This window comes from Streptomyces sp. ATLC9, assembly GCF_057196705.1.
On record NZ_JBXUOY010000006.1, the window covers coordinates 32,335 to 54,367 of the forward strand.

The 22,033-nt window shown below is 73.9% G+C and carries 24 protein-coding genes and 1 pseudogene; 11 read left to right on the plus strand and 14 right to left on the minus strand.

Annotated elements, in window-relative coordinates; genetic code table 11:
* Window positions 1-41 precede the first annotated feature (41 nt).
* Window positions 42-464, plus strand: a complete 423-nt coding sequence (locus tag AC2CJA_RS01450; RefSeq protein WP_484600785.1) for a secondary thiamine-phosphate synthase enzyme YjbQ — start codon at window positions 42-44, stop codon at window positions 462-464.
* A 151-nt stretch (window positions 465-615) separates the two neighbouring features.
* Window positions 616-1,671, plus strand: coding sequence for a lactonase family protein (locus tag AC2CJA_RS01455; protein WP_484600786.1), 1,056 nt, complete (start codon window positions 616-618; stop codon window positions 1,669-1,671).
* Window positions 1,672-1,743: 72 nt separating this feature from the next.
* Here the strand turns inward: AC2CJA_RS01455 and AC2CJA_RS01460 are convergent, their stop codons facing one another.
* The 5 genes and pseudogenes from AC2CJA_RS01460 to AC2CJA_RS01480 all read right to left on the minus strand — a co-directional run bounded on the left by AC2CJA_RS01460 (window position 1,744) and on the right by AC2CJA_RS01480 (window position 6,094).
* The gene (locus AC2CJA_RS01460) at window positions 1,744-2,736 is read right to left on the minus strand and encodes a sirohydrochlorin chelatase family protein (RefSeq protein WP_484600787.1); all 993 of its coding nucleotides are present in this window, start codon (window positions 2,734-2,736) and stop codon (window positions 1,744-1,746) included.
* A gap of 159 nt (window positions 2,737-2,895) precedes the next feature.
* Window positions 2,896-3,912 (minus strand): N-acetylglucosamine kinase, encoded by a 1,017-nt coding sequence (locus tag AC2CJA_RS01465; protein ID WP_484600788.1) that lies wholly within the window; start codon window positions 3,910-3,912, stop codon window positions 2,896-2,898.
* On the minus strand, window positions 3,909-4,586 hold the full coding sequence (locus AC2CJA_RS01470) for a uracil-DNA glycosylase (RefSeq protein ID WP_484600789.1): 678 nt from the start codon (window positions 4,584-4,586) through the stop codon (window positions 3,909-3,911). Before AC2CJA_RS01470 ends, AC2CJA_RS01465 begins: the two co-directional genes overlap by 4 nt.
* A 91-nt stretch (window positions 4,587-4,677) precedes the next feature.
* Window positions 4,678-5,457, minus strand: a pseudogene (locus AC2CJA_RS01475) (oxidoreductase); the annotation flags it as partial.
* Complete coding sequence (locus AC2CJA_RS01480) at window positions 5,402-6,094, minus strand: DUF305 domain-containing protein (protein WP_484600790.1); 693 nt, start codon at window positions 6,092-6,094, stop codon at window positions 5,402-5,404. The gene AC2CJA_RS01480 and the pseudogene AC2CJA_RS01475, both read right to left, overlap by 56 nt.
* Before the next feature lie 195 nt (window positions 6,095-6,289).
* On the opposite strand from AC2CJA_RS01480, the gene AC2CJA_RS01485 reads away from it, so the two are divergent.
* Window positions 6,290-7,774 (plus strand): LVIVD repeat-containing protein, encoded by a 1,485-nt coding sequence (locus tag AC2CJA_RS01485; RefSeq protein ID WP_484600791.1) that lies wholly within the window; start codon window positions 6,290-6,292, stop codon window positions 7,772-7,774.
* An 81-nt stretch (window positions 7,775-7,855) separates the two neighbouring features.
* Here AC2CJA_RS01485 and AC2CJA_RS01490 read toward each other — a convergent pair whose 3' ends face one another.
* From AC2CJA_RS01490 to AC2CJA_RS01515, 6 genes are all read right to left on the minus strand, one after another.
* Window positions 7,856-8,548: a TetR/AcrR family transcriptional regulator gene (locus AC2CJA_RS01490; RefSeq protein ID WP_484600792.1), complete on the minus strand. Its 693-nt coding sequence runs from the start codon at window positions 8,546-8,548 to the stop codon at window positions 7,856-7,858.
* A 170-nt stretch (window positions 8,549-8,718) separates the two neighbouring features.
* Window positions 8,719-9,423: an HAD family hydrolase gene (locus AC2CJA_RS01495; RefSeq protein ID WP_484600793.1), complete on the minus strand. Its 705-nt coding sequence runs from the start codon at window positions 9,421-9,423 to the stop codon at window positions 8,719-8,721.
* The gene (locus AC2CJA_RS01500) at window positions 9,417-10,136 is read right to left on the minus strand and encodes a phosphatase PAP2 family protein (RefSeq protein WP_484600794.1); all 720 of its coding nucleotides are present in this window, start codon (window positions 10,134-10,136) and stop codon (window positions 9,417-9,419) included. The genes AC2CJA_RS01495 and AC2CJA_RS01500 overlap by 7 nt, the downstream gene beginning before the upstream one ends.
* An 88-nt stretch (window positions 10,137-10,224) precedes the next feature.
* Entirely contained in the window at window positions 10,225-11,169 is a 945-nt protein-coding gene (locus AC2CJA_RS01505; protein WP_484600795.1) for a M56 family metallopeptidase, read from the minus strand.
* 100 nt (window positions 11,170-11,269) lie between these two features.
* A complete protein-coding gene (locus tag AC2CJA_RS01510; protein WP_484600796.1) occupies window positions 11,270-11,872 on the minus strand; it encodes a DUF5134 domain-containing protein in 603 nt (200 codons plus the stop codon).
* Window positions 11,873-12,038: 166 nt separating this feature from the next.
* The gene (locus AC2CJA_RS01515) at window positions 12,039-12,431 is read right to left on the minus strand and encodes a VOC family protein (protein WP_484600797.1); all 393 of its coding nucleotides are present in this window, start codon (window positions 12,429-12,431) and stop codon (window positions 12,039-12,041) included.
* 88 nt (window positions 12,432-12,519) lie between these two features.
* Between AC2CJA_RS01515 and AC2CJA_RS01520 the strand changes: the two genes are divergently transcribed.
* Window positions 12,520-13,158: a GNAT family N-acetyltransferase gene (locus AC2CJA_RS01520; protein WP_484600798.1), complete on the plus strand. Its 639-nt coding sequence runs from the start codon at window positions 12,520-12,522 to the stop codon at window positions 13,156-13,158.
* On the opposite strand, the gene AC2CJA_RS01525 is transcribed toward AC2CJA_RS01520, so the two are convergent.
* A complete protein-coding gene (locus AC2CJA_RS01525; RefSeq protein ID WP_484600799.1) occupies window positions 13,130-13,813 on the minus strand; it encodes a glycerophosphodiester phosphodiesterase in 684 nt (227 codons plus the stop codon). The two genes, AC2CJA_RS01520 and AC2CJA_RS01525, sit on opposite strands and share 29 nt — an antisense overlap.
* Before the next feature lie 300 nt (window positions 13,814-14,113).
* On the opposite strand from AC2CJA_RS01525, the gene AC2CJA_RS01530 reads away from it, so the two are divergent.
* From AC2CJA_RS01530 to AC2CJA_RS01540, 3 genes are read left to right on the plus strand one after another with little or no spacing between them, the layout of a single operon-like run.
* On the plus strand, window positions 14,114-15,526 hold the full coding sequence (locus AC2CJA_RS01530; RefSeq protein ID WP_484600800.1) for a DUF6421 family protein: 1,413 nt from the start codon (window positions 14,114-14,116) through the stop codon (window positions 15,524-15,526).
* Between the two features lie 32 nt (window positions 15,527-15,558).
* A complete protein-coding gene (locus tag AC2CJA_RS01535; RefSeq protein WP_484600801.1) occupies window positions 15,559-16,329 on the plus strand; it encodes an SDR family NAD(P)-dependent oxidoreductase in 771 nt (256 codons plus the stop codon).
* Window positions 16,308-17,423 carry a threonine aldolase family protein gene (locus AC2CJA_RS01540; protein WP_484600802.1) on the plus strand — a complete coding sequence of 372 codons (1,116 nt, stop codon included), beginning with the start codon at window positions 16,308-16,310 and terminating at the stop codon, window positions 17,421-17,423. Before AC2CJA_RS01535 ends, AC2CJA_RS01540 begins: the two co-directional genes overlap by 22 nt.
* Window positions 17,424-17,533: 110 nt before the next feature.
* Here the strand turns inward: AC2CJA_RS01540 and AC2CJA_RS01545 are convergent, their stop codons facing one another.
* Together AC2CJA_RS01545 and AC2CJA_RS01550 are read right to left on the minus strand one after the other, a co-directional pair.
* Entirely contained in the window at window positions 17,534-18,253 is a 720-nt protein-coding gene (locus tag AC2CJA_RS01545) for a lysophospholipid acyltransferase family protein (RefSeq protein ID WP_484600803.1), read from the minus strand.
* Between the two features lie 122 nt (window positions 18,254-18,375).
* On the minus strand, window positions 18,376-18,795 hold the full coding sequence (locus tag AC2CJA_RS01550) for a DUF4395 domain-containing protein (RefSeq protein ID WP_484600804.1): 420 nt from the start codon (window positions 18,793-18,795) through the stop codon (window positions 18,376-18,378).
* Window positions 18,796-18,935: 140 nt separating this feature from the next.
* Between AC2CJA_RS01550 and AC2CJA_RS01555 the strand changes: the two genes are divergently transcribed.
* The 4 genes from AC2CJA_RS01555 to AC2CJA_RS01570 all read left to right on the plus strand — a co-directional run bounded on the left by AC2CJA_RS01555 (window position 18,936) and on the right by AC2CJA_RS01570 (window position 21,978).
* On the plus strand, window positions 18,936-19,352 hold the full coding sequence (locus AC2CJA_RS01555) for a TlpA family protein disulfide reductase (protein WP_484600805.1): 417 nt from the start codon (window positions 18,936-18,938) through the stop codon (window positions 19,350-19,352).
* Window positions 19,353-19,452: 100 nt separating this feature from the next.
* Window positions 19,453-19,986, plus strand: a complete 534-nt coding sequence (locus AC2CJA_RS01560) for a flavin reductase family protein (RefSeq protein WP_484600806.1) — start codon at window positions 19,453-19,455, stop codon at window positions 19,984-19,986.
* A gap of 177 nt (window positions 19,987-20,163) precedes the next feature.
* The gene (locus tag AC2CJA_RS01565) at window positions 20,164-20,949 is read left to right on the plus strand and encodes an electron transfer flavoprotein subunit beta/FixA family protein (protein ID WP_484600807.1); all 786 of its coding nucleotides are present in this window, start codon (window positions 20,164-20,166) and stop codon (window positions 20,947-20,949) included.
* Window positions 20,950-21,015: 66 nt separating this feature from the next.
* Window positions 21,016-21,978: an electron transfer flavoprotein subunit alpha/FixB family protein gene (locus tag AC2CJA_RS01570; RefSeq protein ID WP_484600808.1), complete on the plus strand. Its 963-nt coding sequence runs from the start codon at window positions 21,016-21,018 to the stop codon at window positions 21,976-21,978.
* Window positions 21,979-22,033 lie beyond the last annotated feature (55 nt).

The window sequence follows — 22,033 nt, forward strand, 5'->3', positions numbered from 1 at the left end:
CGGATGCTTCCCGGAGCGGGGGCAGGCCCCAGGATGGAGTCATGAGCGATCGCTTCAGCACCCGTACCCTTCACATCACCACCGGCTCGGACGAGACCGTCGCCGACCTCACCCGCGAATGCGAGGGTTTCCTCGCGGAGGTCGCCGACGGCCGCGACGGGCTGCTCAACGTCTTCGTCCCGCACGCGACGGCCGGCATCGCGGTCATCGAGACCGGCGCGGGCAGCGACGACGACCTGCTCGCCGCGCTGCGCTACCTGCTTCCGGCCGACGGCAGGTGGCGCCACCGGCACGGCAGTCCCGGCCACGGCCGTGACCACGTCCTGCCGGCCCTCGTCCCGCCGCACGCCACCCTGCCGGTGATCGGCGGACGGCTGGAGCTGGGCACCTGGCAGTCGGTCTGCCTGGTGGACACCAACGGCGACAACCCCGACCGGCGGGTGCGGCTGTCCTTCCTCGGCTAGCCGCACCGCCGTATCGGGGCAGGGGCGGACCAGGGGAGGGGTGGGAGCCATCCCAGTCTGGTCCAGGCCAATGCTACGGTCGCCCCGGCCCCGGAAGCGGGGCAGCGATTCGGGCAGAGCCGGACAGGATCGAACGGGAGAGGGCGGCACAGTGGACGGTGCGGACGGCGGACGGCGGGCGTACATCGGGTCCTACACCTCGGCGGGCGGACACGGCATCACCACGGCCGCCGTCGACCCGGACACCGGGGCGCTGACGGTGCTGCACCACACGGATGCGGTACCCGACCCCTCCTACCTCGTGCCGGGGCCGGGCGGAGGGATGCTCTACGCGGTGAGCGAGACCGAGGACGGCCGCGCCGCCGCGCTGTCCCTGGCCGACCCCGACCGGCCGAGCCCCGCCGGCGCGCCGGTGGCCGTCGAAGGCGCCGGCCCCGCTCATCTGACCTGCGCGGCCGGGCAGTTGATCACCGCCAACTACACGTCGGGAAGCGTCAGCTCGCTGCCGCTGCGGCTTGACGGCACCCTCGGCGCACAGGCCGCCGTACTGCCCCACAGCGGCCGCGGGCCGGTACGCGGGCGGCAGGAGGGACCGCACGCCCACGCCGTGGTCGCCGACGCCTCGTGGCGCTGGCTGCTGGCGGTCGATCTCGGCGCCGACTCGGTGTGGGTCTACCGGCTCGACCACGCCGCGGCCGCGCTCCGCCCGCACGGGCGGACGCCGCTGCGGCCCGGCAGTGGGCCCCGGCACCTGGCCTTCCATCCGCGCGGCGACCGGGCGTACATCGTCAACGAGCTGGTCTCCACCGTGGTCTGCTGCCGCTGGGACCGGACGAGCGGCGTTCTGGAGCCCGCGGGGGAGGTCGGCACGCTGCCGACGGGTTCCGGGGCGGAGGGGAAGAACCATCCCTCGGAACTGGTGGTCTCCGCCGACGGCCGCTGGGCCTGGGCGGCCAATCGCGGACACGACAGCATCGCCGTACTGGCCCTGGAGCCGAACGGCGAAGGCATGGAGCTGGTCACCACCGTCCCCTGCGGCGGGCACTGGCCGCGCGACCTGGCCCTGGACCCTGCCGGCCGCAGGCTCTACGCCGCCAACGAGCGGTCGGGTGACGTGACCTGGTTCGACATCGAGCCGGAAACCGGGGTGCCGCACCGGGCGGGCTCGATCCAGGCGCCGGCCGCCACCTGCGTCGTCCTCTGCTGAGGGACCGGCCGGGGACTCGGCCCGCCGCCCGGTCGCCCCGCGGCCCGGCGGGCCGCGGGGGAGGGGCCCGGGTCAGTGGGCCTGCGCCCCCTGCGGCGACCGCTGGGCGATGCCGAGCTTCGCGGCGTAGGTGGAGGCCACCAGCCTGCCCACCGCCGTGTAGGAGCCCAGCGGTTCGGCGGCCTGGCAGTCGGCCTCCCGCGCGGCGGACTCCAGCAGGCCCTCGGGGACCTCGGGGCCGATCAGGCAGGGAGCCAGGGCGAGCTGCCGGGAACCGGCCTCGCGCAACTGCTCGGCGGCGCGGGTGACGGCGCCCTCCTCGTCCAGCCCCGCGGACAGCACCGGCACCGCCAGGCGTGCGGCCAGCAGCATCCCGGTGATCCCGGCGGCCTGCACGGCCTCCTCACCGCCCATGGCGGCCAGGATGATGCCGTCGGCGGCGGTCGCCACGGTGAACAGCCGGGCGCGGTCGGCCCGGGCCAGCCCCGCCTCCGAGAGCTTGACGTGGACGGCCTCGGCCAGCAGCGGGTGCGGGCCGAGCACGTCGGTCAACTCGGCGCCGGAGCCGCTCTCGAGCACGGCCTGGCGTATCCGGCGCAGCTGCGCGCCGTCGGGCCCGGCCAGCAGAGGGACGACCACCGCGAGCGGGGCCTCCTCGATCCGGCGGCGGGCGGCCTCGGCCTCGGCCTCCACCTCGGCGGCCTCCGCACCGGCCTCCACCGCCTCGGCGGCGGCGGACTCGATGGCGGCCGTCGCCGCGGCGGCCCGGGAGGCGCGATCGGCCGCGGCCTGCGTCAGCGCACTCCGGAGGGCGGGGAACTCGCCGTCGTCACCGTCCACGAAACCGACCCGGGCGTCGAGCCCGGGCAGCTCGGAACGGGCGATGCTCAGGATCTCCTCGGCAAGGCTCCGGGAGGCGCCGGAGGGCACCCCGGGGACGGCCAGCACCAGAGCGGGCGCACCGTCAGGCGCTATGGCGGGCCGAGGACGGCGGTGCCGTCCGGACTGGCGGGGACGCGGCATTCGTACGGGCAGGCCGTTCGCGGGCCCAGTGGGGGTGCTCATGGCGCCGCATGCTAATGCCTTGGCGGGTTTGGCTGTTCGGGCGGGGCGGAGGAGTACTGGTCTGCCCCTTTTTGTCCCGCGCGTCGCGGTGACGGACCCGTTCCACCGCGTTACCGGAGCGTGTTGCCCGGTGTGTCCGCTTCCGCCTCCTCCCACCCCTCACCTGATGTGGAGAAGGACCGGATCCCGCGGCAGCCGCAGTGTGCCCCGGGCCAGCCGGGCGGCCAGGAGCAGGGCTCCGGCCAGGGGGTCCCCCGCCGCCGGGACGGTCCGGGTGTGCGGCAGCCGTACGGCCAGCTCCCGCCGCAGGGGGGCGAGCAGCGGCTCGCCGATCCGGAAGAGCCCGCCGGTCAGGGCGACGAGGCTGTCCCGGGCCCCCGGGCAGACGGCGGCGGCGCTGTCGGCGATGTGAACGGCCGCCTCCTCGACGATGCGCGCCGCCACCGGGTCCCGGTCGGCGCATCCGGCCACCTCCGGGGCGAACGACGCAAGCACCGCCGGACGGTCGGTGCGCGGATACAGCTTCCCCGGCAGGGAGGCCGCGGGGCCGAACAAGGCCTCGGCGCGGGTGAGCAGCGCGGCCGAGCTGTCCGTCCGGCCGTCGTGGGCGCGCATCGCCGCCTCCAGCCCGGCCCGGCCGATCCAGGCGCCGCCGCCGCAGTCGCCCAGCAGATGACCCCAGCCGTCGGCGCGCCGCCAGGAGCGCAGATCCGTACCCGTCGCGATCATCCCGGTCCCGGCGGCGACCACGGCGCCGGGCCGCTCGCCCAGGGCTCCGGCGTACGCGGTCACGGCGTCGGCGGCCAGCGCCGTGCACCGGGCGCCCAGCTCCCGGGCGAACGCCTCCGGCAGCACGGCGCGCAGTTCGCCGCCGAGCGTCGCCATGCCCGCCGCCCCCACGCACACGGTGTCGATCCGGAGTCCGGCCGGGCCCGCCCCGGCGGTGTCCGGATCGGCGGCGGCCAGCAGGGAGCGGGCCCGGGGCAGTACCAGCTCCAGCAGATGGGCCGCGTCGATGCCCGCGGGGCCGGTGCGCACCGGGGAGTCCGCGGCGGCGGTGCCCACCGGGCCCGGCGGCGCCGTGCGGGTGTCACCGCCGGCCCGGGCCAGGGCGAGGCGCAGGCCCGACCCGCCCGAGTCGATCCCCAGGACCCAGGGCGCCGGGCGGTCCGTCACGGCAGGCGCCAGTCGACCGGCTCCCCGCCCTGCCGCACCAGCAGCTCGTTGGCCCGGCTGAACGGGCGCGACCCGAAGAACCCGCGGTCCGCCGACATGGGGGAGGGGTGGGCCGACTCCACCGCCGGGTACGCCTCCAGCAGTGGCCGCAGGTTCCGGGCGTCCCGGCCCCACAGGACGGCCACCAGCGGCTTGCCGCGGGCCGCCAGCGCCCGGATCGCCTGCTCGGTGACCTCCTCCCAGCCCTTGCCCCGGTGCGCCGCGGGCCGGCGCGGCGCGGTGGTCAGCGCCCTGTTGAGCAGCAGGACGCCCTGCCGCGTCCACGGGGTGAGGTCACCGCTGGACGGGTGGGGCGTCCCGAGGTCGCCGTGCAGTTCGCGGAAGATGTTCTCCAGGCTGCCGGGCAGCGGGCGCACCTCGGGTGCGACGGAGAAGCTCAGTCCGACGGCGTGGCCCGGTGTGGGGTAGGGGTCCTGGCCCACGATGAGGACCCGTACGTCGTCGAAGGGCTGCTGGAAGGCGCGCAGCACGTTCGGCCCGGCGGGAAGGTAGGTGCGCCCCGCGGCGATCTCCGCGCGCAGGAAGTCGCCCATCGCGGCGATGCGTCCGGCCACCGGCTCCAGCGCCTTGGCCCAGCCCGGTTCGACGATCTCGTTCAACGGTCGTGCTGCCACGGGCGGTCACTCTACTGGGTCGGTCCGGTGCCTCTCAGCCGATCGCACGCAACCGGCCGCCGCCCGCGCGGGCCGGTGCGGCGCCCCGGCGTCAGACAGCCCAGGCGTACTGGTCGGGCAGGCGCACCGGACGCTCCGAGCCGAGCGCCCGTGCGGCGCGGAGCGCCCAGTGCGGGTCGCGCAGCGGCTCCCGGCCGCGGAACACCGCGTCCGCCTCGCCGTTCGCGACCGTCTTCCCGGCCTGCTCCGGTTCGGTGATCAGACCCACCGCCGCCACCGGCAGCCCCGTCTCGGCCCTGACGCGGGCGGCGAAGGGGACCTGGTAACCGGGGCCGACGGGGACGCGCGCCCCCGGCACGGCGCCTCCGCTGGAGACGTCGAGCAGATCCACGCCGTGCTCGCGCAGCAGTGCGGCCAGCCGCACGGTCTCCTCGGGACTCCAGCCGCCCGCCGCCCAGTCGGTCGCCGAGACCCGGAGGAACAGCGGCAGCTCTCCTGGCCACACCTCCCGCACCGCGTCCACGATCCTCAGGGCCAGGCGTGTGCGGTTCTCGAGGCTCCCGCCGTAGGCGTCCGTGCGCCGGTTGGAGAGCGGGGGGAGGAACTCGTGGAGCAGATAGCCGTGCGCGCCGTGGATCCCGGCGACCTCGAACCCGGCCGCCAGCGCCCGTCGCGCCGCTTCGGCGAACCGGTCGACCGTGTCGTCGATCTGCTTCCGCGTCATCTCCAGCGGTACCGGACGGCCCTCGGCGAAGGGCAGGGCGCACGGGCTCCGGCCCGCGCGCCCCGTGGCGACCTCCGTCCGCGACGGCCCGTCAGGACATCGCGCGCATCCGGTTGATCTCGGCCGTCTGCTGGACGGCCACGTCCCCGGCCATCTCCTGGACCTGGACGTCGCGGCCGTCGGCCGCCACGTCCTTGGCCATCGTCACCGCGCCCCGGTGGTGGGCGATCATCAGCTTCAGGAAGAGCCGGTCGAAGTCCTCGCCGCGGGCCTGCCGCAACTCATCGAGCTGCTCCTCGGTCGCCATGCCGGGCATCGGCGCGCCGCCGTGGCCGCCGTGCTCTCCGTGGTCCTGGTGGCCGCCCTCCCCGCCCTCGTCACGGCCGTTGCGCTTGAGCCAGGACCGCATCGCCGAGATCTCCGGGCCCTGAGCCGCCGCGATCCGGTCGGCGAGCCGGCGTACCTTGCCCGATCCGGCGTGCTTCTCGGCCAGGTCGGTCATCACCAGCGCCTGCCGATGGTGCTCGATCATCCCCGTGACGTAGGAGAAGTCCGCTGCGTTGGGCTTGTCCCTGAGCGTCTCGCCCGCCTTCCGCGCCTCCTCCGGGGAGAGCGTCTCGGCGGCTTCGCCCGGTCTGCCGGGCGCGATCACGGAAGGGCCGCTGGGGGCCGCCTCGTCCGAGCCGTCCTCGCAGCCGGTCAGCGCCGTCAGTGCGGCCAGTGCCGCCAGGGCGGAGGCAAGCGCGCGGACGGAGAACCGGGATCTGTGAAGGTCTGTCACCATTCCTCCTGTGGCACGGGGTGCGCCGGTTCCCCGATCCTGGCACGGAACGCTCCGGCATGTTCGAATCCCGGCACGGAGGAACCGGTCGCACGTCCGTATTCCCCTGTCGGAAGAAGGGTGCGAGAAGTCATACTGCCCGAGTCCGTGAGCCGCCCAACTCGGGTCGGTGCCAGGCGGACCGACAGGGAGGAATCAGTGACGTCGTTGCCCAGACCCCGTGCGCGGCGCAGACACCTCGGCGCGGCGGCGGCCGTACTCGGCCTGCTGTCCACGCTCCTGGCCGCCGGACCGGCGGCGGCAATTCCCGGCCCCGGTGACTCGCCGGCCACGCCCGGGAAGGTGTCGAAGCAGGACCGCGCGGAGACCGAAGCCGCCGTCGACGGCGGCGGGATACCCGGCGTGGACGAGATCGTCCACAGCAGGAACGTCTCCCACCTGACCAATCTGCCCAAGGGGGCGCTCAAGAGCCTCAACACGGACCTGGCCTTCCAGGGCCGCTACGCCTTCGCCGGCAACTACGACGGCTTCACCGTCTACGACATCAGCCGCCCGAAGTCCCCGAAGGTCGTCAGCCAGGTCCTGTGCCCGGGAGGCCAGAACGACATCTCCGTCTCCGGGGACCTGCTCTTCCTGTCCACCGACTCCTCGCGCAGCGACGACTCCTGCAACAGCACCGCCCAGTCGCCGACGGAGAAGAGCTCCTGGGAGGGCATCAAGGTCTTCGACATCAGCGACAAGCGGAACCCGCGGTACGTCGCGGCCGTCGAGACCGCCTGCGGCTCGCACACCCACACGCTGGTGCCCGACCGCGGGGACGTCTACGTCTACGTCTCTTCCTACTTCCCGGACGAGACCTTCCCCGACTGCCGGCCGCCGCACGACGGGATCTCCATCGTGAAGGTGCCGCGCAAGGCTCCCGAGAAATCATCGGTGATCGACTTCCCCGTCCTCTTCCCGGACGGCGGCAACCCCGGCCCGCCGGAGAACCCGGTCGCCATGGTGCCGACCACCGGCTGCCACGACATCACCGCGTTCCCCGAGATGAGGATCGCCGCGGGCGCGTGCATGGGCGACGGCATCCTGATGGACATCTCCGAGCCGGCCGCGCCCCGCGTCATCGACCGGGTCCAGGACAACGAGAACTTCGCGTTCTGGCACTCGGCGACCTTCAACGAGAACGGCCGGAAGGTCGTCTTCACCGACGAACTCGGCGGCGGCGTCGGCGCCACCTGCAACGCGGAGGTCGGGGACAAGCGGGGCGCCAACGGCATCTACCACATCACCGGCAAGGGCGATCGGCGCGAGCTGGTGTTCAAGAGCTACTTCAAGATCCCCCGGCACCAGGCCGGGACCGAGAACTGCGTGGCCCACAACGGCTCGCTGATCCCGGTCAAGGGCCGGGACGTCATGGTGCAGGCCTGGTACCAGGGCGGTGTCTCCTTCTGGGAATTCACCGACTCCACCAGGCCCCGGGAGATCGGGTACTTCGAGCGCGGCCCGTACTCCGACCCCGACTCCATCGGCGGCTCGTGGTCGGCGTACTACTACAACGGCCACGTCTACTCCAACGACATCCAGATGGGCTTCGACGTCCTGCGGATCCGCGACCGGCGCACCGCCGGCGCCGAGCGCGTCCGGCTGGACGAGTTCAACGCCCAGACCCAGCCCGACTACCGCTGAGCCGGCCCGTGACCGCCTGAGCCGCTCGACACCGCCCCCGGACACCGGACCCCGGCGGCCGTGCCGCCGGGGTCCGGCCGTTCACCCCGCGGCCGGACCGGCGTGTGGGTTCGTCACAGCGGGCCCGACAGGGGCAGCAGCGAGTCCTGCCCCTGTCGGCTCCCCTCCGGAGGTGTCGGGAGGGAAGCCCAGCTCCCAGTCCAGCCCGTACCGCGCGAACAGCTCGGCACGCAGCCTCGCCGACGGCATCGGCGCCCCGGGCAGCAGCACGGCCACCACCGCCCCCATGAGCAGTGCGCGCAGCAGCGGGTAGTCGGTGTCCGGGTCGTGCGAGCCGTAGCCGACGACGGTGTCGCGCAGCAGCCGGGCCAGCCGCTGCTGCTCGTTGCACTGGACGAAGCCCTCGTGCTGCAGGATCCCGGCCATGTGCGTGCGCATCAGCGTCGGCCGGTCGCGGGCGAGGCCCAGGATCGCGTCGATCGCGCGGGCCAGCCCCTCCCGCCCGGCGTCCGGGCCCGCGGGCCGCGGTTCCCGGTCCAGCGCCTCGGCCAGGGTGAGGTGCATCAGCCGGTGGACGGCCGACTGGAGCAGTTGCCGCTTGCCCGGGAAGTAGTACGACACCAGACCCCGTGCGGAACCGGCCCGGTCCGCGATGTCCCCCAGAGTCGTCGCCTCGTATCCGCGCTCGTCGACGAGTTCCACCGTCGCCTGCAGCAACCGCTCACGGGATCGCCTGCGCAACTCCTCATTGACCGATGCGCTGCGAGGGGACATCCTGTTAACTCCTGCGTTGACTGGCTCGGGGCCAATATACTCAGCGGTCTCCGGACGCCGACCGGCGAGTCACGGCGGTGTCCGGTCGGAAGCCGGTCTCGGGCGACGCGGGGGATCGCCCGAGACCGGCCCCTCTCCGTCCCATCCGTACGGCTGCCCGCCCGGCCCGCTCAGCCGGCGCGGTCCACCAGGTCCAGAACCGGACGCAGTCCGTCGGGGCGCCGGTCGCAGGGCAGGTGGTCCACCAGCTGCACGGCGCAGCCCAGCGCGGCGGCCCCGCCGTCCGCGTGCCGGTCGTCGCCGACCATCAGCGCCTCCCCGGGCGCCACATCCAGAGCACGGCAGGCCAGTTCGAAGATGCCGGGTTCCGGCTTCTGGAGACCGTGCTCGAAGGAGAGCACGTAGGCGTCCACCCGGTGGTCCAGGCCGTGAGCCCTGAACACCGGCCGCAGGTCCCAGCCGATGTTGCTCACCACCGCCACCGGCACCCCCCGGTCCCGCAGCGCGTCCAGGACGTCGGCGGTGTCGGGGTAGGGGCGCCAGGCATCCGGCCGCATGTGCCGCTCGTACAGGGCGTCGTACAGCTCCGGCCGGGGCAGCGGGACCCGGCGGGCCAGCGCGGTGTAGGCGGCACGGTGACACCCGGCGCCGCGGTCGCGCTCCTTCCACAGGTCCCGCAGCCCGGCGGGCACGGTGCGCGGGGAGGCGCCGCCGGGCAGCGCACCGGCCTCCTCCAGCTCCGCCGCCAGCCGGGCGGACTCGCCACCGGGCAGATCGATGCCCGCCTCGTCGAGCACGGCGCGCAGCCAGTCGGCCGCCGGCTCGACGCGCAGCAGTGTCCCTGAGAAGTCGAAGAGAACGCCCCTGATCACCATGGGGACGATCCTCCCGGTCCGAGCCGTCGCGGTCGAGGGCGCCGGACGCCGCGTCCGCCCCACAGCGCCGCCGTGACGGCGGCCACGGCGAAGCCCAGCAGCCAGCCGACGACCACGTCGGTGGGCCAGTGCACACCCAGGTAGACCCGGGTGAACCCCACCCCGGCGACACTCGCCGCGCCCACCCACAGGACGGCCAGGCGCACGGGGCGGCCCACTCCGCGCAGACGCGCCAGCCACAGCAGCAGGCCGCAGGTGAGCGCCGCCGTCATGGCGTGGCCGGAGGGCAGCGCCGCGAAGTCCGCGGAGTCCACCGGATCGCTCCAGCGCGGGCGGTCGCGGTCGAACAGGGCCTTCAGGGCCTGCTGGAGGAGGGTGCCGGCGATCGCGGCGGCCGAGAGCCAGAGCGCCGGCCGGCGTGCGCCGCGCAGCACCAGCCACACCACCGTCACCAGCAGCACGGCCCGCATCGTCCACGGATCCCAGACCCAGTCGGTCAGCACCCGGTTGAGCCGTGTCCAGCCGGGCTCGGTGACCGCTGTGCGGTGCAGCTCGCCCGTGACGCGTGCGTCGAGGTCCAGCAGCGGGTCCCACCCCGTCAGGACGAGCACGGTGAGCACGGCGGCGGCAGCGGTGCACAGCGGGGCGGCGAGGTGCGGGAAGGAAGGCCGGGGGGAGGAACACCGGGAGGAGGGCCGTGGAGAGGGGGTCATGCAGGAGAGAATCGCCGCTGGGAGGCGCTCCAACCGTCCGGTCGGCGAGTCGGCCGGTCGAGGGGGCGCGCGCAGCGGCGCGCGAACGTCAGCTCAGCGCCCTGAGCCCGGGGGCGAAGGCCACCAGCAGCGGCACCAGCGGCACCAGGGCCGCCAGCGCGGTCATCCGCAGCCGCCGGACCACCGTCAGCCGGGGAGCGGCCCTCAGCAGCCGGTCGACCCGCTGCGGCACCTGTGCGCCGGGGTGCGAGGCGTTCGGGTCGAAGACCCCGCGCTCCTCGTTGAGTTCGACCAGAGCCAGGGCCACCGCCAGCCGCCCGCAGCGCCGCGAGGCCACGTCGTCGGCCGCCAGCTCCACCAGCCGGTGCACCTGGTCCCGGAACGCGCGGAAGACCGGCACCTGAGGGAAGCCGGCGGCGAGCGCGGACGAGCAGTTCAGCAGCCAGTCGTGACGGGCCCGCAGATGGCCCCGCTCATGGGCGAGGACGGCGTCGAGCCTGCGTCCCTCGAGCCGGCGCAGGGCCGCGGTGGTGACCACGAGCCGGGGCGTGCTCCCCGGCAGCCACCAGGCGTCCGGGCGCTCGCTCTCCAGCACCACCAGCCGCTCCCCGGAGGCCGGTTCCTCGCCGGGCAGCAGCGGGGCGCGGGCGAGGAGTTCGGCGCGCCGGGCACGCCGACGGGCGCGGGCGTGGCGGATCTCCCGGGTGAGCATCGCGGCGGTCCACAGGCCGCCGCAGGCGAGCACCACCGCCACCACCGCGGGCCAGGAACCGCCGAACGCGCTGAGCCCGTACGCCTCGACGACCCGGCTCGGGGCCGGGGCGAAGACGTGGCCGCGCACGGCCTGCCAGGCCGCCGCGCCGGACAGGGCCATGGCGAGCACGCAGCACAGCAGCACGGCGACCACCACGCACTGCCACACCAGCAGCGCCAGCACCGGCTCGCGGTCCGGCCAGGAGCCGCGGGCCAGCACGCGCGGCGCCGTCGCCGCGATCAGCGCGCCCAGGACGATCAGTGCGAGCGCGACCATCATGGGGACAGCCTATGAGCCGCCGACCGCCCCGCGGCCGGCGGAAAACGGGAAGTGACGCACGCCTCACCGGCGCGGCGTCCCACCGGTCCCGGCGGAGGCCTCAGGAGCTGAGCAGCATCGCGAACATCCCCATCCCCATCCCCAGTCGGCAGGCCGACGCCACCTCCGGGCCCCACGGCGTCCCGGTGCTTTGGACGCCGTCCGCGCCGCCGCCCGTGCCGGCCCCGGACGGGAGGCGGGGGGAGGCCTGCGCGGGAACCAGCCTGACCCCGGCGAGCAGCGTGTACAGCGCGAAGTAGACCAGCAGCGCTCCGGTCAGCGCCGCCATGGAGGCCGGCCGCGCGGACGGTGCCGCATGGTGCCCGTGAGCGGGGGCGGCGGCCATGGCCAGCGCCATGTGGAGCATGGCCAGGGCGCCGACGGTGTGGTGCAGATGGTGGAGCCGGTGCCCCCCGTCGAACAGGGCCAGCGCCAGTCCGTACACCGCGGCGGCGCCGAAGAGCGCCGCGAAGACCGTCGGCGGCATCGGCTCCACCGCCGAGGCGGGCAGCGCCATCACGGCCATGCCCAGCCCCATGACCGCCTCGCCGGCGGCCTCCCGCCGCCGCCCGGGCGCACCGCCGCGCGTCTGCCGCAGGCAGTACACGCCCACGGTTCCGCACAGGGCCACCAGCATCCAGCCGACCGGCTCCGGTCCGTGCACCCCGCCTCCCCGCCACACCCCCGGCCGGCTCCTCCGGCCTGTTCCGCGGGGAGGATGCCCGGCACCGGGCGCGCGCACGGGAGCGCGCGGAGGCAGTGGGGGGAGCGCGGCCGGAGCGCATGCCCCCGGTGCCGCGGGCAGCGTTGCCGGAACCCGTGCGGGGGCTTCAGATTCCGGGGCGGTAGCGCAGCGGATGGTCCTCGGGAACCTCGACGAGGACGATCGGCACCCCGTCCGGATCACTGATCCACATCTCCACCAGTCCCCACGGCTCGCGCCTGGGCCCGCGCGGCACCTCCACGCCGCGGGCGGTGAGCTCCCGGTGGGCCCCGGCCGCGTCGGCGACCTGGAGCCACAGCCGCAGGCCGGGCGCGGGCGGGTCCTCGGACCGGCCGGAGACCTCCAGGAAGCCGCCGCCCAGGAAGTAGACGGTCCCGCGCTCGGGCCCGGTGCCGAACTCCCGGTGCACCGCCAGCCCCAGGGCTTCGCCGTAGAAGGCCCGCGAACGGTCCGGGTCGGTGGGGCGCAGCAGGATCCGGCTGCTCAGTACGTGAACCATGCCGTCGAGCCTAGGCCGTGGCCGGAGCGCTGTCCGGCATACGGGCCGGTCGGCCGGGGCGCGCGGACGGAGGGTTAGGCTCGGCCCCATGAACGCCCCGAACGCCCTGAACACCGTGAGCGGCCCCGCCTCCCCGGCCCCCGACCTCGCCCCCGGGACCGCTCCCGGGACCGCTCCCGGTCCGGGCTTCAGGACCGCGGGCGAGGACGACGTCCCCGCGCTGGTCGCCCTGGTGGAGTCGGCGTACCGGGGTGAGGCCAGCCGGGCGGGCTGGACCACCGAGGCGGACCTGCTGGAGGGGCAGCGCACCGACCCGGGGGAAGTCGCCGGCATCATCCGCGCCCCCGGCAGCCTGGTGCTGGTCGCCGAGCAGGACGGGCAGCCGGTCGCCTGCTGCCAGCTGGAGCGCCGTGTGGGCGGGGCGGGGGAGGCCGTCGCGTACTTCGGGATGTTCGCCGTCCGGCCGGTCCTCCAGGGCGGCGGGCTGGGCAGGGCGGTCCTGGCGGAGGCCGAGCGGGTGGCGCGCGAGCGCTGGGAGGCGCGCGAGATGCACATGACGGTGATCACCGCCAGGGCGGACCTGATCGCCTGGTACGAGCGCCGCGGTTACGTCCGCACCGGACGCACCAGCCCCTTCCCGTACGGCGACGAGCGTTTCGGGGTCCCGCTCCGCGACGATCTGCGGTTCGAGCTGCTGGTCAAGCCGCTCCGCCGGCCGCCTTCCTGACGGCGGGCAGGTCGGTGACCACGCCGTCCAGGCCCAGCTCGCGCACGCGGGCCAGGTCCTGGTCGGTGTTGACCGTCCAGGAGATCACCTTCAGGCCCGCGGCGCGGCAGCGTCCGACGATCTCCGCGTCCAGCCGGCGCAGTTCGCAGGAGACCATCGCGGCTCCCAGTTCCACGGCGCGCTCGGGAGCGGTGGGCGTGGAGGAGCCGGTGACCAGCGCGATGGGGATGTCCGGCAGCAGCCCGCGTGTCTCGCGCAGGGCTTCGTCGTGGAACGAGATCACCGTGATCCGCCGGTGAAGACCGAGCCGCTCGACGGTCCTCGCCAGCACCCGGGCCGCGGCACGGTCCTTGATCTCGGCCTGGAGCGGTGCGGAGACCGCTTCCACGACCTCCTCGAAGACGGGGACGCGCTCGCCCCGGCCGGCGTCCAGCTCGCGCAGCTCGGCCAGGGTCTTCCCGGCCACCGGACCGGAGCCGTCGGTGGTGCGGTCCACGTCGGCGTCGTGCATCACCACCAGTGCGCCGTCCCGGCTCAGGTGGAGATCCAGTTCGATGACGTCGAAGCCCTCGCGGTCGGCCCGGACGAAGGAGCGCAGGGTGTTCTCGGGCTCGACGCCCATCACCCCGCGGTGTCCGACGGTCAGCAGTGGCACGGCGCGTTCTCGCTTTCCTGCGGTGTCCGGGGAGGCGGTGCGTACGCGCGGCAAGGGTAGCCGCGGACGATCACCGCCCGCGGAGCGGGGTGCCCGTGGCGGGGGAGGCCGGGCGCGGAGCGGGCAGGGGGCGTGGGATCGCCGCGCGTACGGCGATCCCTTCCGCTCCAGGGGTTGTTCACAGGAAAAACATCCGCATTGCGCGTGGACGACAGAAGGATTTCCTCACTCTCGGGTTGATCGGTGAAGTCTGCGCGGCTACGGTGCTGGTACGAGAGTTTCTTCTGTGGAGGGGTAGTAATGACGGAAATCCTTTCGCCCGCGGTGATGACGGGTGGCGCTCCGACCGCCGACGGCCCGTTCGCCGGCCGTGTGGTGGAGCACCCCGCCTGGGCAGTGCTCAAGGAAGCCGTCGAAGCCGTCCGCCCCGCCCAGGCGAAGGACGGCTCCATCGACTTCGAGGCCGAGGGCGCCCCCGCGCGCGCCGAGGTCGAGCGGCTCGTCGAGCGGGTCGTGGCCTGCGTGGAGGAACTCGCGCCGCTGCTCCCGCACAACGAGGCGTACCACCGGGCCCTGGTGGCCGACCTGCGCCGCTGGGCCGGGAGCGGCTTCGGCGTCCCCGACTTCCTGGACTCCCTGCTGGCCTTCCGGCCCGCCTCCCACCGCGTCGACGGCCTCCAGCACCTGGTCGTCTTCCCCATGTACACGCAGAACGGCAATCCCGACCGCAATCTGGAGGCCGTCGTCCTGCGCGTGGTCTGGCCGGACTGGCTGGCCGAACTGGAGCGCACCCGCTACGACAACCCGCTCTTCCTCGGCATCACCTTCGAGGACTTCACCAGCGGCTACGACACCCACTCCGCGGTCCTCTTCCCCGAGACCGTCGCCGTGCGCGAGGCGCCCGAGCGGTTCTCCTGGGGAGGGATCTTCTGCGACCGGGAGGCCGCCCGTTTCCGCCGCGTCGTCGATGCCGCCTGCGAGGTCACCAAGCTGGAGCTGCCCGAGGACGCCCGGGGGCTGCTGGCCGACCAGAAGCGCGCCCAGCAGACCTTCGTGCTGTGGGACATGGTCCACGACCGCACCCACAGCCACGGCGACCTGCCCTTCGACCCCTTCATGATCAAGCAGCGCCAGCCGTTCTGGATGTACGGCCTGGAGGAGCTGCGCTGCGACCTCACCGCCTTCCACGAGGCCGTGAAGCTGGAGGCCGACGGTTTCGAGCAGGGCCGCGACGTGCAGTACGCCGTGCTGCTGGAGCGCCTGTTCCGCTTCCCCGTCACCGGTGAGCGCAGCCGCAACTACGACGGGCTGGGCGGCCAGCTGCTGTTCGCCTACCTCCACAAGCACGACGCCCTGCGCTGGACGGACAACAAGCTCGGCATCGACTGGCAGCGGGCGCGGGAGGTGACCGTGCATCTGCGCGAGGAGATCGAGACCCTCTACCGGGAGGGCATCGACCGCCCGAAGCTGGTCCACTGGTTCAAGGCCTACGAACTGGTCTCCGCCTACCTCGCCCCGCACCCCGGCTCGACCTGGGCCAAGGGTCCCGACGCCCTGGACCTGAGCCTGCCGCCGCGCAAGCTGGTGGACGACGTGCTCCCCGACGAGTTCCCGCTGAGCATGTTCTACGAGGCTCTCGCCAAGAAGCTGCGTAACGTGATCGCATCGACCAAGGGCATCACCGCCGAGTCCTCCGTCCCGGCCGCGGCGTGACCACCGGACGTCACAGAGAGGCGATCACCACCATGACCAGCACACCCAACGGCAACGGCGGCCCCCTGGACGGCGCCGTCGTCGCCGTCGCCGGCGCGGCCGGGCCCGCCGGCCGGGCCGCGCTGCTGAGCCTGGCCGAACGGGGCGCCACCGTCGTCGCCGCCGACGCGGACGCCGGGCGGCTGGCCGAGGCCGTCGACAGGGCCCGCTTCGCGCACGGCGGAGCCGCCGTCACCGGCGACACCGTCGACCTGCTCGACCTGGAGGCCACCCGCGAGTGGGCCACCCGCACCGAGAAGGAGTACGGCCGCCTCGACGGGCTGGTGCACCTGGTCGGCGGCTGGCGCGGCTCGGCGGCCTTCGCCGAGACGGACCTGTCCCACTGGGAGCTGCTGGAGAAGCTGCTGGTACGCACCGTGCAGCACACCTCCCTGGCCTTCGAGGGAGCCCTGCGCCGCAGCGGAAACGGCCGCTACGTCCTGATCAGCGCCGCCGGCGCCACCCGCCCCACCGCCGGCAACGCCGCCTACTCCGCGGCCAAGGCCGCGGCCGAGGCCTGGACGCTGGCCCTGGCCGACGCCTTCCGCAAGGCGGGCAAGGGGCCGGATGCGGGGCCTCCGGCCGCTGCTGCCATCCTGGTGGTCAAGGCGCTGGTCAACGACGCGATGCGCGCCGAGCGCCCGAACGCCAAGTTCGCGGGCTTCACCGACGTCGGGGAGCTGGCCGAGGCCATCGCCGGTGTCTGGGACAAGTCCGCCGAGGAAGTGAACGGACACCGCCTGTGGCTGACCCCGCAACCGTAGAGGCCCACCCGACCGAGGAGCCCCCGGCATCCCCACCGACGGATGCCCGGCGCCGCCACGATCCGCGGGTGCGCGGCTTCGCCAGCGACAACTACGCGGGCGCGCACCCGGAGATCCTGGCGGCGCTCGCCCTCGCCAACGGCGGTCACCAGACCGCCTACGGCGAGGACGACTACACCGCCCACCTCCAGGAGGTCTTCCGCGTCCATCTCGGGCCGGCGGCGGAGGTCTTCCCGGTGTTCAACGGCACCGGCGCCAACGTCGTGGCCCTCCAGGCCCTCACCGACCGCTGGGGCGCGGTCGTCGCCGCCGAGAGTGCCCACATCAACACCGACGAGTGCGGCGCACCCGAACGGGTCGGCGGACTGAAGCTGCTGACCGTATCCACCGAGCACGGCAAGCTCACCCCCGAACTCGTCGAGCGCGAGGCGTACGGCTTCGACGACGAGCACCGGGCGATGCCGCAGGCCGTCTCGATCACCCAGAACACCGAACTGGGCACCGTCTACACGCCCGGGGAGATCCGGGCGATCTGCGAGACGGCCCACGAACGCGGCCTGGCCGTCCACCTCGACGGCGCCCGCATCGCCAACGCGGCGGCCGCGCTGGACGTGCCGCTGCGGGCGTTCACCACGGACGCGGGCGTGGACGTGCTCTCCTTCGGCGGCACCAAGAACGGCATGCTCTTCGGCGAGGCCGTCGTCGTGCTGAACCCCGGCGCGGTGCGGGCGATGAAGCACCTGCGGAAGCTGTCGATGCAGCTGGCGTCCAAGATGCGGTTCGTCTCCGTGCAGTTCGAGGCGCTGCTCGCCGGTGACCTGTGGCTGCGCAGCGCCTCCCACGCCAACGCCATGGCCCGGCGGCTCGCCGCCGGCGCGCGCACCGTCGAGGGAGTGGATATCCTCCACCCCGTCCAGGCCAACGCCGTCTTCGCCCGGCTGCCCCACGACGTGAGTGAGCGGCTGCGCAAGCGCCACCGCTTCTACTTCTGGGACGAGGCCGCCGGCGACGTGCGCTGGATGTGCTCCTTCGACACCACCGAGGAGGACGTCGACGGCTTCGTCGCCGCGCTGCGGGAGGAGATGGCCCGCTGACCGCGCCGGGCGGCCCGCCGACGGAAGAGAGGGCCGGCCGGGGAGAGGACCGGGGACCGCGCGCGACCGGGCCGGGCCGCCTTCGGGGCGCGCGCGGTCCCAGGCCCGCCCTACAGAGAACCGGCCTCGGCCGGGGTCGGGGCGGTGCCGCCCAGGTGTGCGGGCATCCACCAGGTGTCGTCCGGGCCCTTGGGCCGCACCGGATACGCCCGCTGGGCAGCCTCCAGCAGTTCCTGAACGCGGTCGCGCAGCCGCTCGGTGAGCCCGGCCGCCGACTCGCCCCCGGCGGGTCGCAGCGGTTCGCCCACTCGGATGGTGATGGGGAAGTGGTTGCGGCCGAAGTCCCTCTTGCGGCCCTTGGTCCACAGCCGCTGCGTGCCCCACAGCGCGACGGGCAGCAGTGGAACGCCCGCCTCCTGGGCCATCCGGGCCGCACCGGTCTTGAAGTTCTTCAGGGTGAACGACTGCGAGATCGTGGCCTCGGGGAAGACGCCGATGATCTCACCCGAGCGCAGTGCCTTCAGCGCGTGGTGGTAGGCGTGCTCGCCCTGCGAGCGGTCCACCGGTATGTGCTTCATCGCGCGCATCAGCGGCCCCGAGACCCTGTGCCGGAAGACCGACTCCTTCGCCATGAAGCGCACCAGCCGCTTGGCGGGCCGGGCGGCCAGCCCGGCGAAGACGAAGTCGAGGTAGCCGATGTGGTTGCTGACCAGCACGGCGCCGCCGCGCCGCGGGACGTGCTCGGTGCCGTCGATGTCGAAACGCAGGTCGAGCGCCCTGAACAGGGTTCGGGCTGCGCCGATCACGGGCGGATACACCAGTTCTGCCATCTGGGAGGACCCTTCTGGGAAGCTGCCTGGGGAGGGTTCTCCCGGCGGATCTACCCGAACCTACGCCGCCGTAACTTCCCTGGCCAGTTCCGGGGACGGGAGATCCTCGTCACGTTCGGCAGTCACCCGGCCCCCCGCCCCGCGACCCGGCGCAGCACCAGGTACACCTCGCAGCCCAGGCAGTAGCCGAAGGCGGCGTTGAGGAAGGCCGCGGCGAGTGCGCAGGCGGTCGCCGCCATGCCCAGCCACAGGGGCCCGGCACCGTACCCGACCAGACCCACCAGGGCGAAGGCCAGCCCCACGCCCTGCGCGAAACGGGGCGGCGCCGCGTGCTCCATTCCGGTCGGCGGCCCCAGCCGGGGCCGGACCAGGTGACGGAAGAGCAGCCCGTACGGTGAGCGCGCCACGCCGAGCACCGCCCCGGCGGCGAACACCAGCGTCTGCGCGGCCAGCAGCCGGAAACTCCCGCCGGCCAGCACGGCGGCCAGGACCGCGGTGGTCACGGCGGCGGCGAACCTCGTTCCCCGTGTGTCGACGCTCATGGCGACAGCATTCCGCATCCCGAGGGGCGGTGGCGGCCGGATCGGGGAATCGGCGGCATGGTCACCGGTGCTGTGGGAGACGATGCGGGGGCGGGACGGCGGGTATGACGGGTATGACAGGTATGACGGGGACGGCGGGGATGACAGGACTGATCGTGTGTCTGACGGTGCTGGCGCTGGCCGGCGCCTTCGGGATGGCGCACAGCAGACGGAACGGAAGGATGACGGTGCGCGGACGGGACGCGGAGGAGAGGCTGACCGCCCGGGAAGTGGGCGTCGCGGAGCTGGGGGAGCGGGCCACGCTGGTGCAGTTCTCCAGTGCCTTCTGCCAGCCCTGCCGGGCCACCCGGCGGGTGCTGGCGGAGGTGACGGAACTGGTGGAGGGCGTCGTCCATGTGGAGGTGGACGCCGAGTCCCGGCTGGATCTGGTGCGGCGGCTGGGGATCATGCGCACCCCCACCGTCCTGGTGCTGGACGCGCGGGGCCGGATCGCGCGGCGGGCGAGCGGGCAGCCTCGCAAGGCCGACGTCATCGCCGCGCTCGGGGAGGCGGTGTGAGGATCCCCGGCCGCGTGACCCTGGTCCCATCCGGGGGGACGAACTTGACGCGGGCCGCCCGCGGTGGACAGCCTGGCCTGCCGTGGGCAGGGGATCTCGGATGAGCGCACCGAACGGCATCCGGCGGACGGCGGAGGCGGCCGAGGCCGGTCCCGACCTGCTGCGCGCCGTCTTCCGGCGGCACGCGGCAGGGGTCGCCGTGATCACCGCCCACGGGCACGGCCGCCCCGCCGGCTTCACCGCGACGTCCCTGGCCTCCGTCGCCGCCGAACCACCGCTGATCTCCTTCAACATCGCCACGGCCTCCTCGGTGTGGCCGGTGGTCGCCGAGGCGGAGCACGTGGGGGTGCACATCCTGGGCGAGCACCAGCGCGAGCTGGCCGCCACCTTCGCCCGTCCCGGTGCGGACCGCTTCGCGCCGCCCACCCGCTGGCGCCGCGGACCGTACGGGGCGCCGGTGCTGGAGGGCGTGCTCGCCTGGACGGTGTGCGCGGTGGTGGCCCGGGTGCCGACCGGCGACCACCGGGTGGTCCTGGCGGAGGCGGTGGCCGGGGACTCCTCCGGCACGGGCCGCCCGCTGCTGTACCACGCGGGGCGTTACAACGCGCTGGGAGAGGGCACGGTGCCCTCCTGAGCCGTTGGAAAGGTCACAGTTCACCGGCCTTGCCACCGGGTAAGGGCCTGAGTGTACTGACGAGTAATATCCTGGCTGGAGAGCCGGCCCCACCGGACCGGATTCCGCCCGATCAGGCGCCTATGCTGCCTGTGAGACAAGGCAGCCAGTAATGACGACGCAAGTAGGAGAGCCGGCGTGAGCTTGAGGATCGTTGTCTGTGTGAAGTACGTGCCCGACGCCACCGGCGACCGGCACTTCGCCGACGACCTGACCGTTGACCGCGAGGACGTGGACGGTCTGCTGTCGGAGCTCGACGAGTACGCCGTCGAGCAGGCCCTGCAGATCGCCGGGAACGCCGACGACGCCGAGGTCACCGTGCTGACCGTCGGTCCCGAGGACGCCAAGGACGCGCTGCGCAAGGCGCTGTCCATGGGCGCCGACAAGGCCGTGCACGTGGAGGACGACGACCTGCACGGCACCGACGCGATCGGCACCTCCCTGGTGCTGGCCAAGGCCGTCGAGAAGACCGGCTACGACCTGGTCGTCTGTGGCATGGCCTCCACCGACGGCACGATGGGCGTGCTGCCCGCGCTGCTGTCCGAGCGCCTGGGCGTGCCGCAGGTCACGCTGCTCTCCGAGGTCTCCGTTGAGGACGGCGAGGTCACCGGCCGCCGCGACGGCGACGCCGCGACCGAGCGGCTTCAGGCCGCGCTCCCGGCCGTCGTCTCCGTGACCGACCAGTCCGGCGAGGCGCGCTACCCCTCCTTCAAGGGCATCATGGCCGCCAAGAAGAAGCCGGTTCAGTCCCTGGACCTGGACGACCTGGACATCGAGGCCGACGAGGTCGGCCTCGGGGGCTCCTGGACGAAGGTCGACGACGCCGCCGAGCGCCCGACCCGCACCGCGGGGACGATCGTCAAGGACGAGGGCGAGGGCGCCAAGCAGCTCGCCGAGTTCCTCGCGGGCCAGAAGTTCATCTGAGCCCGAAGGCCCGTCGCGCCCCTCACTCCTTCCCGCCCCCGCAATCCTCGCAGGAGAGCAACTCCCATGGCTGAAGTCCTTGTCTACGTCGACCACGTGGACGGCGCCGTCCGCAAGCCCGCCCTCGAACTGCTGACCCTGGCCCGCCGCATCGGCGACCCGGTCGCCGTGCACCTGGGCGCCGGCGCCGACGGTGCCGCCGCCACGCTGGCCGAGTACGGCGCGGTGAAAGTGCTCGCCGCCGACGCCCCCGAGTTCACCGACTACCTCGTCGTGCCGAAGGTGGACGCGCTCCAGGCCGCCTACGAGGCCGTCTCCCCGGCCGCCGTGCTGGTCCCCTCCTCCGCGGAGGGCAAGGAGATCGCGGCCCGCCTGGCGCTGCGCATCGGCTCGGGCCTCATCACCGACGCCGTCGACCTGGAGGCCGGCGACTCCGGCCCGGTGGCGACCCAGTCGGTCTTCGCCGCGGCCTTCACCACCAAGTCCCGCGTCACCAAGGGCACCCCGGTCATCACCGTCAAGCCCAACTCCGCCGCCCCCGAGGCCGCCCCGGCCGCGGGCACGGTCGAGCAGCTCCCGGTGACCTTCGGCGAGAAGGCCACCGGCACGAAGGTCGTCTCCCGCACCCCGCGCGAGTCGACCGGCCGCCCGGAGCTGACCGAGGCCGCGATCGTGGTCTCCGGCGGCCGCGGCGTCAACGGTGCCGAGAACTTCTCGGTCGTCGAGAACCTCGCCGACGCCCTCGGCGCGGCCGTCGGCGCCTCGCGCGCCGCGGTGGACGCGGGCTGGTACCCGCACACCCACCAGGTCGGCCAGACCGGCAAGTCCGTCTCGCCGCAGCTGTACATCGCGGCGGGTATCTCCGGCGCCATCCAGCACCGGGCCGGCATGCAGACCTCGAAGACCATCGTGGCGGTCAACAAGGACGAGGAGGCCCCGATCTTCGACCTGGTCGACTACGGCGTGGTCGGCGACCTCTTCGACGTCCTCCCCAAGCTCACCGAGGAGGTCAAGGCCCGCAAGGGCTGACACCCTCCGCGGAAGGCGGACAGCGGCCGGGGCCGCGCGGGTCGTGAACCGGCCG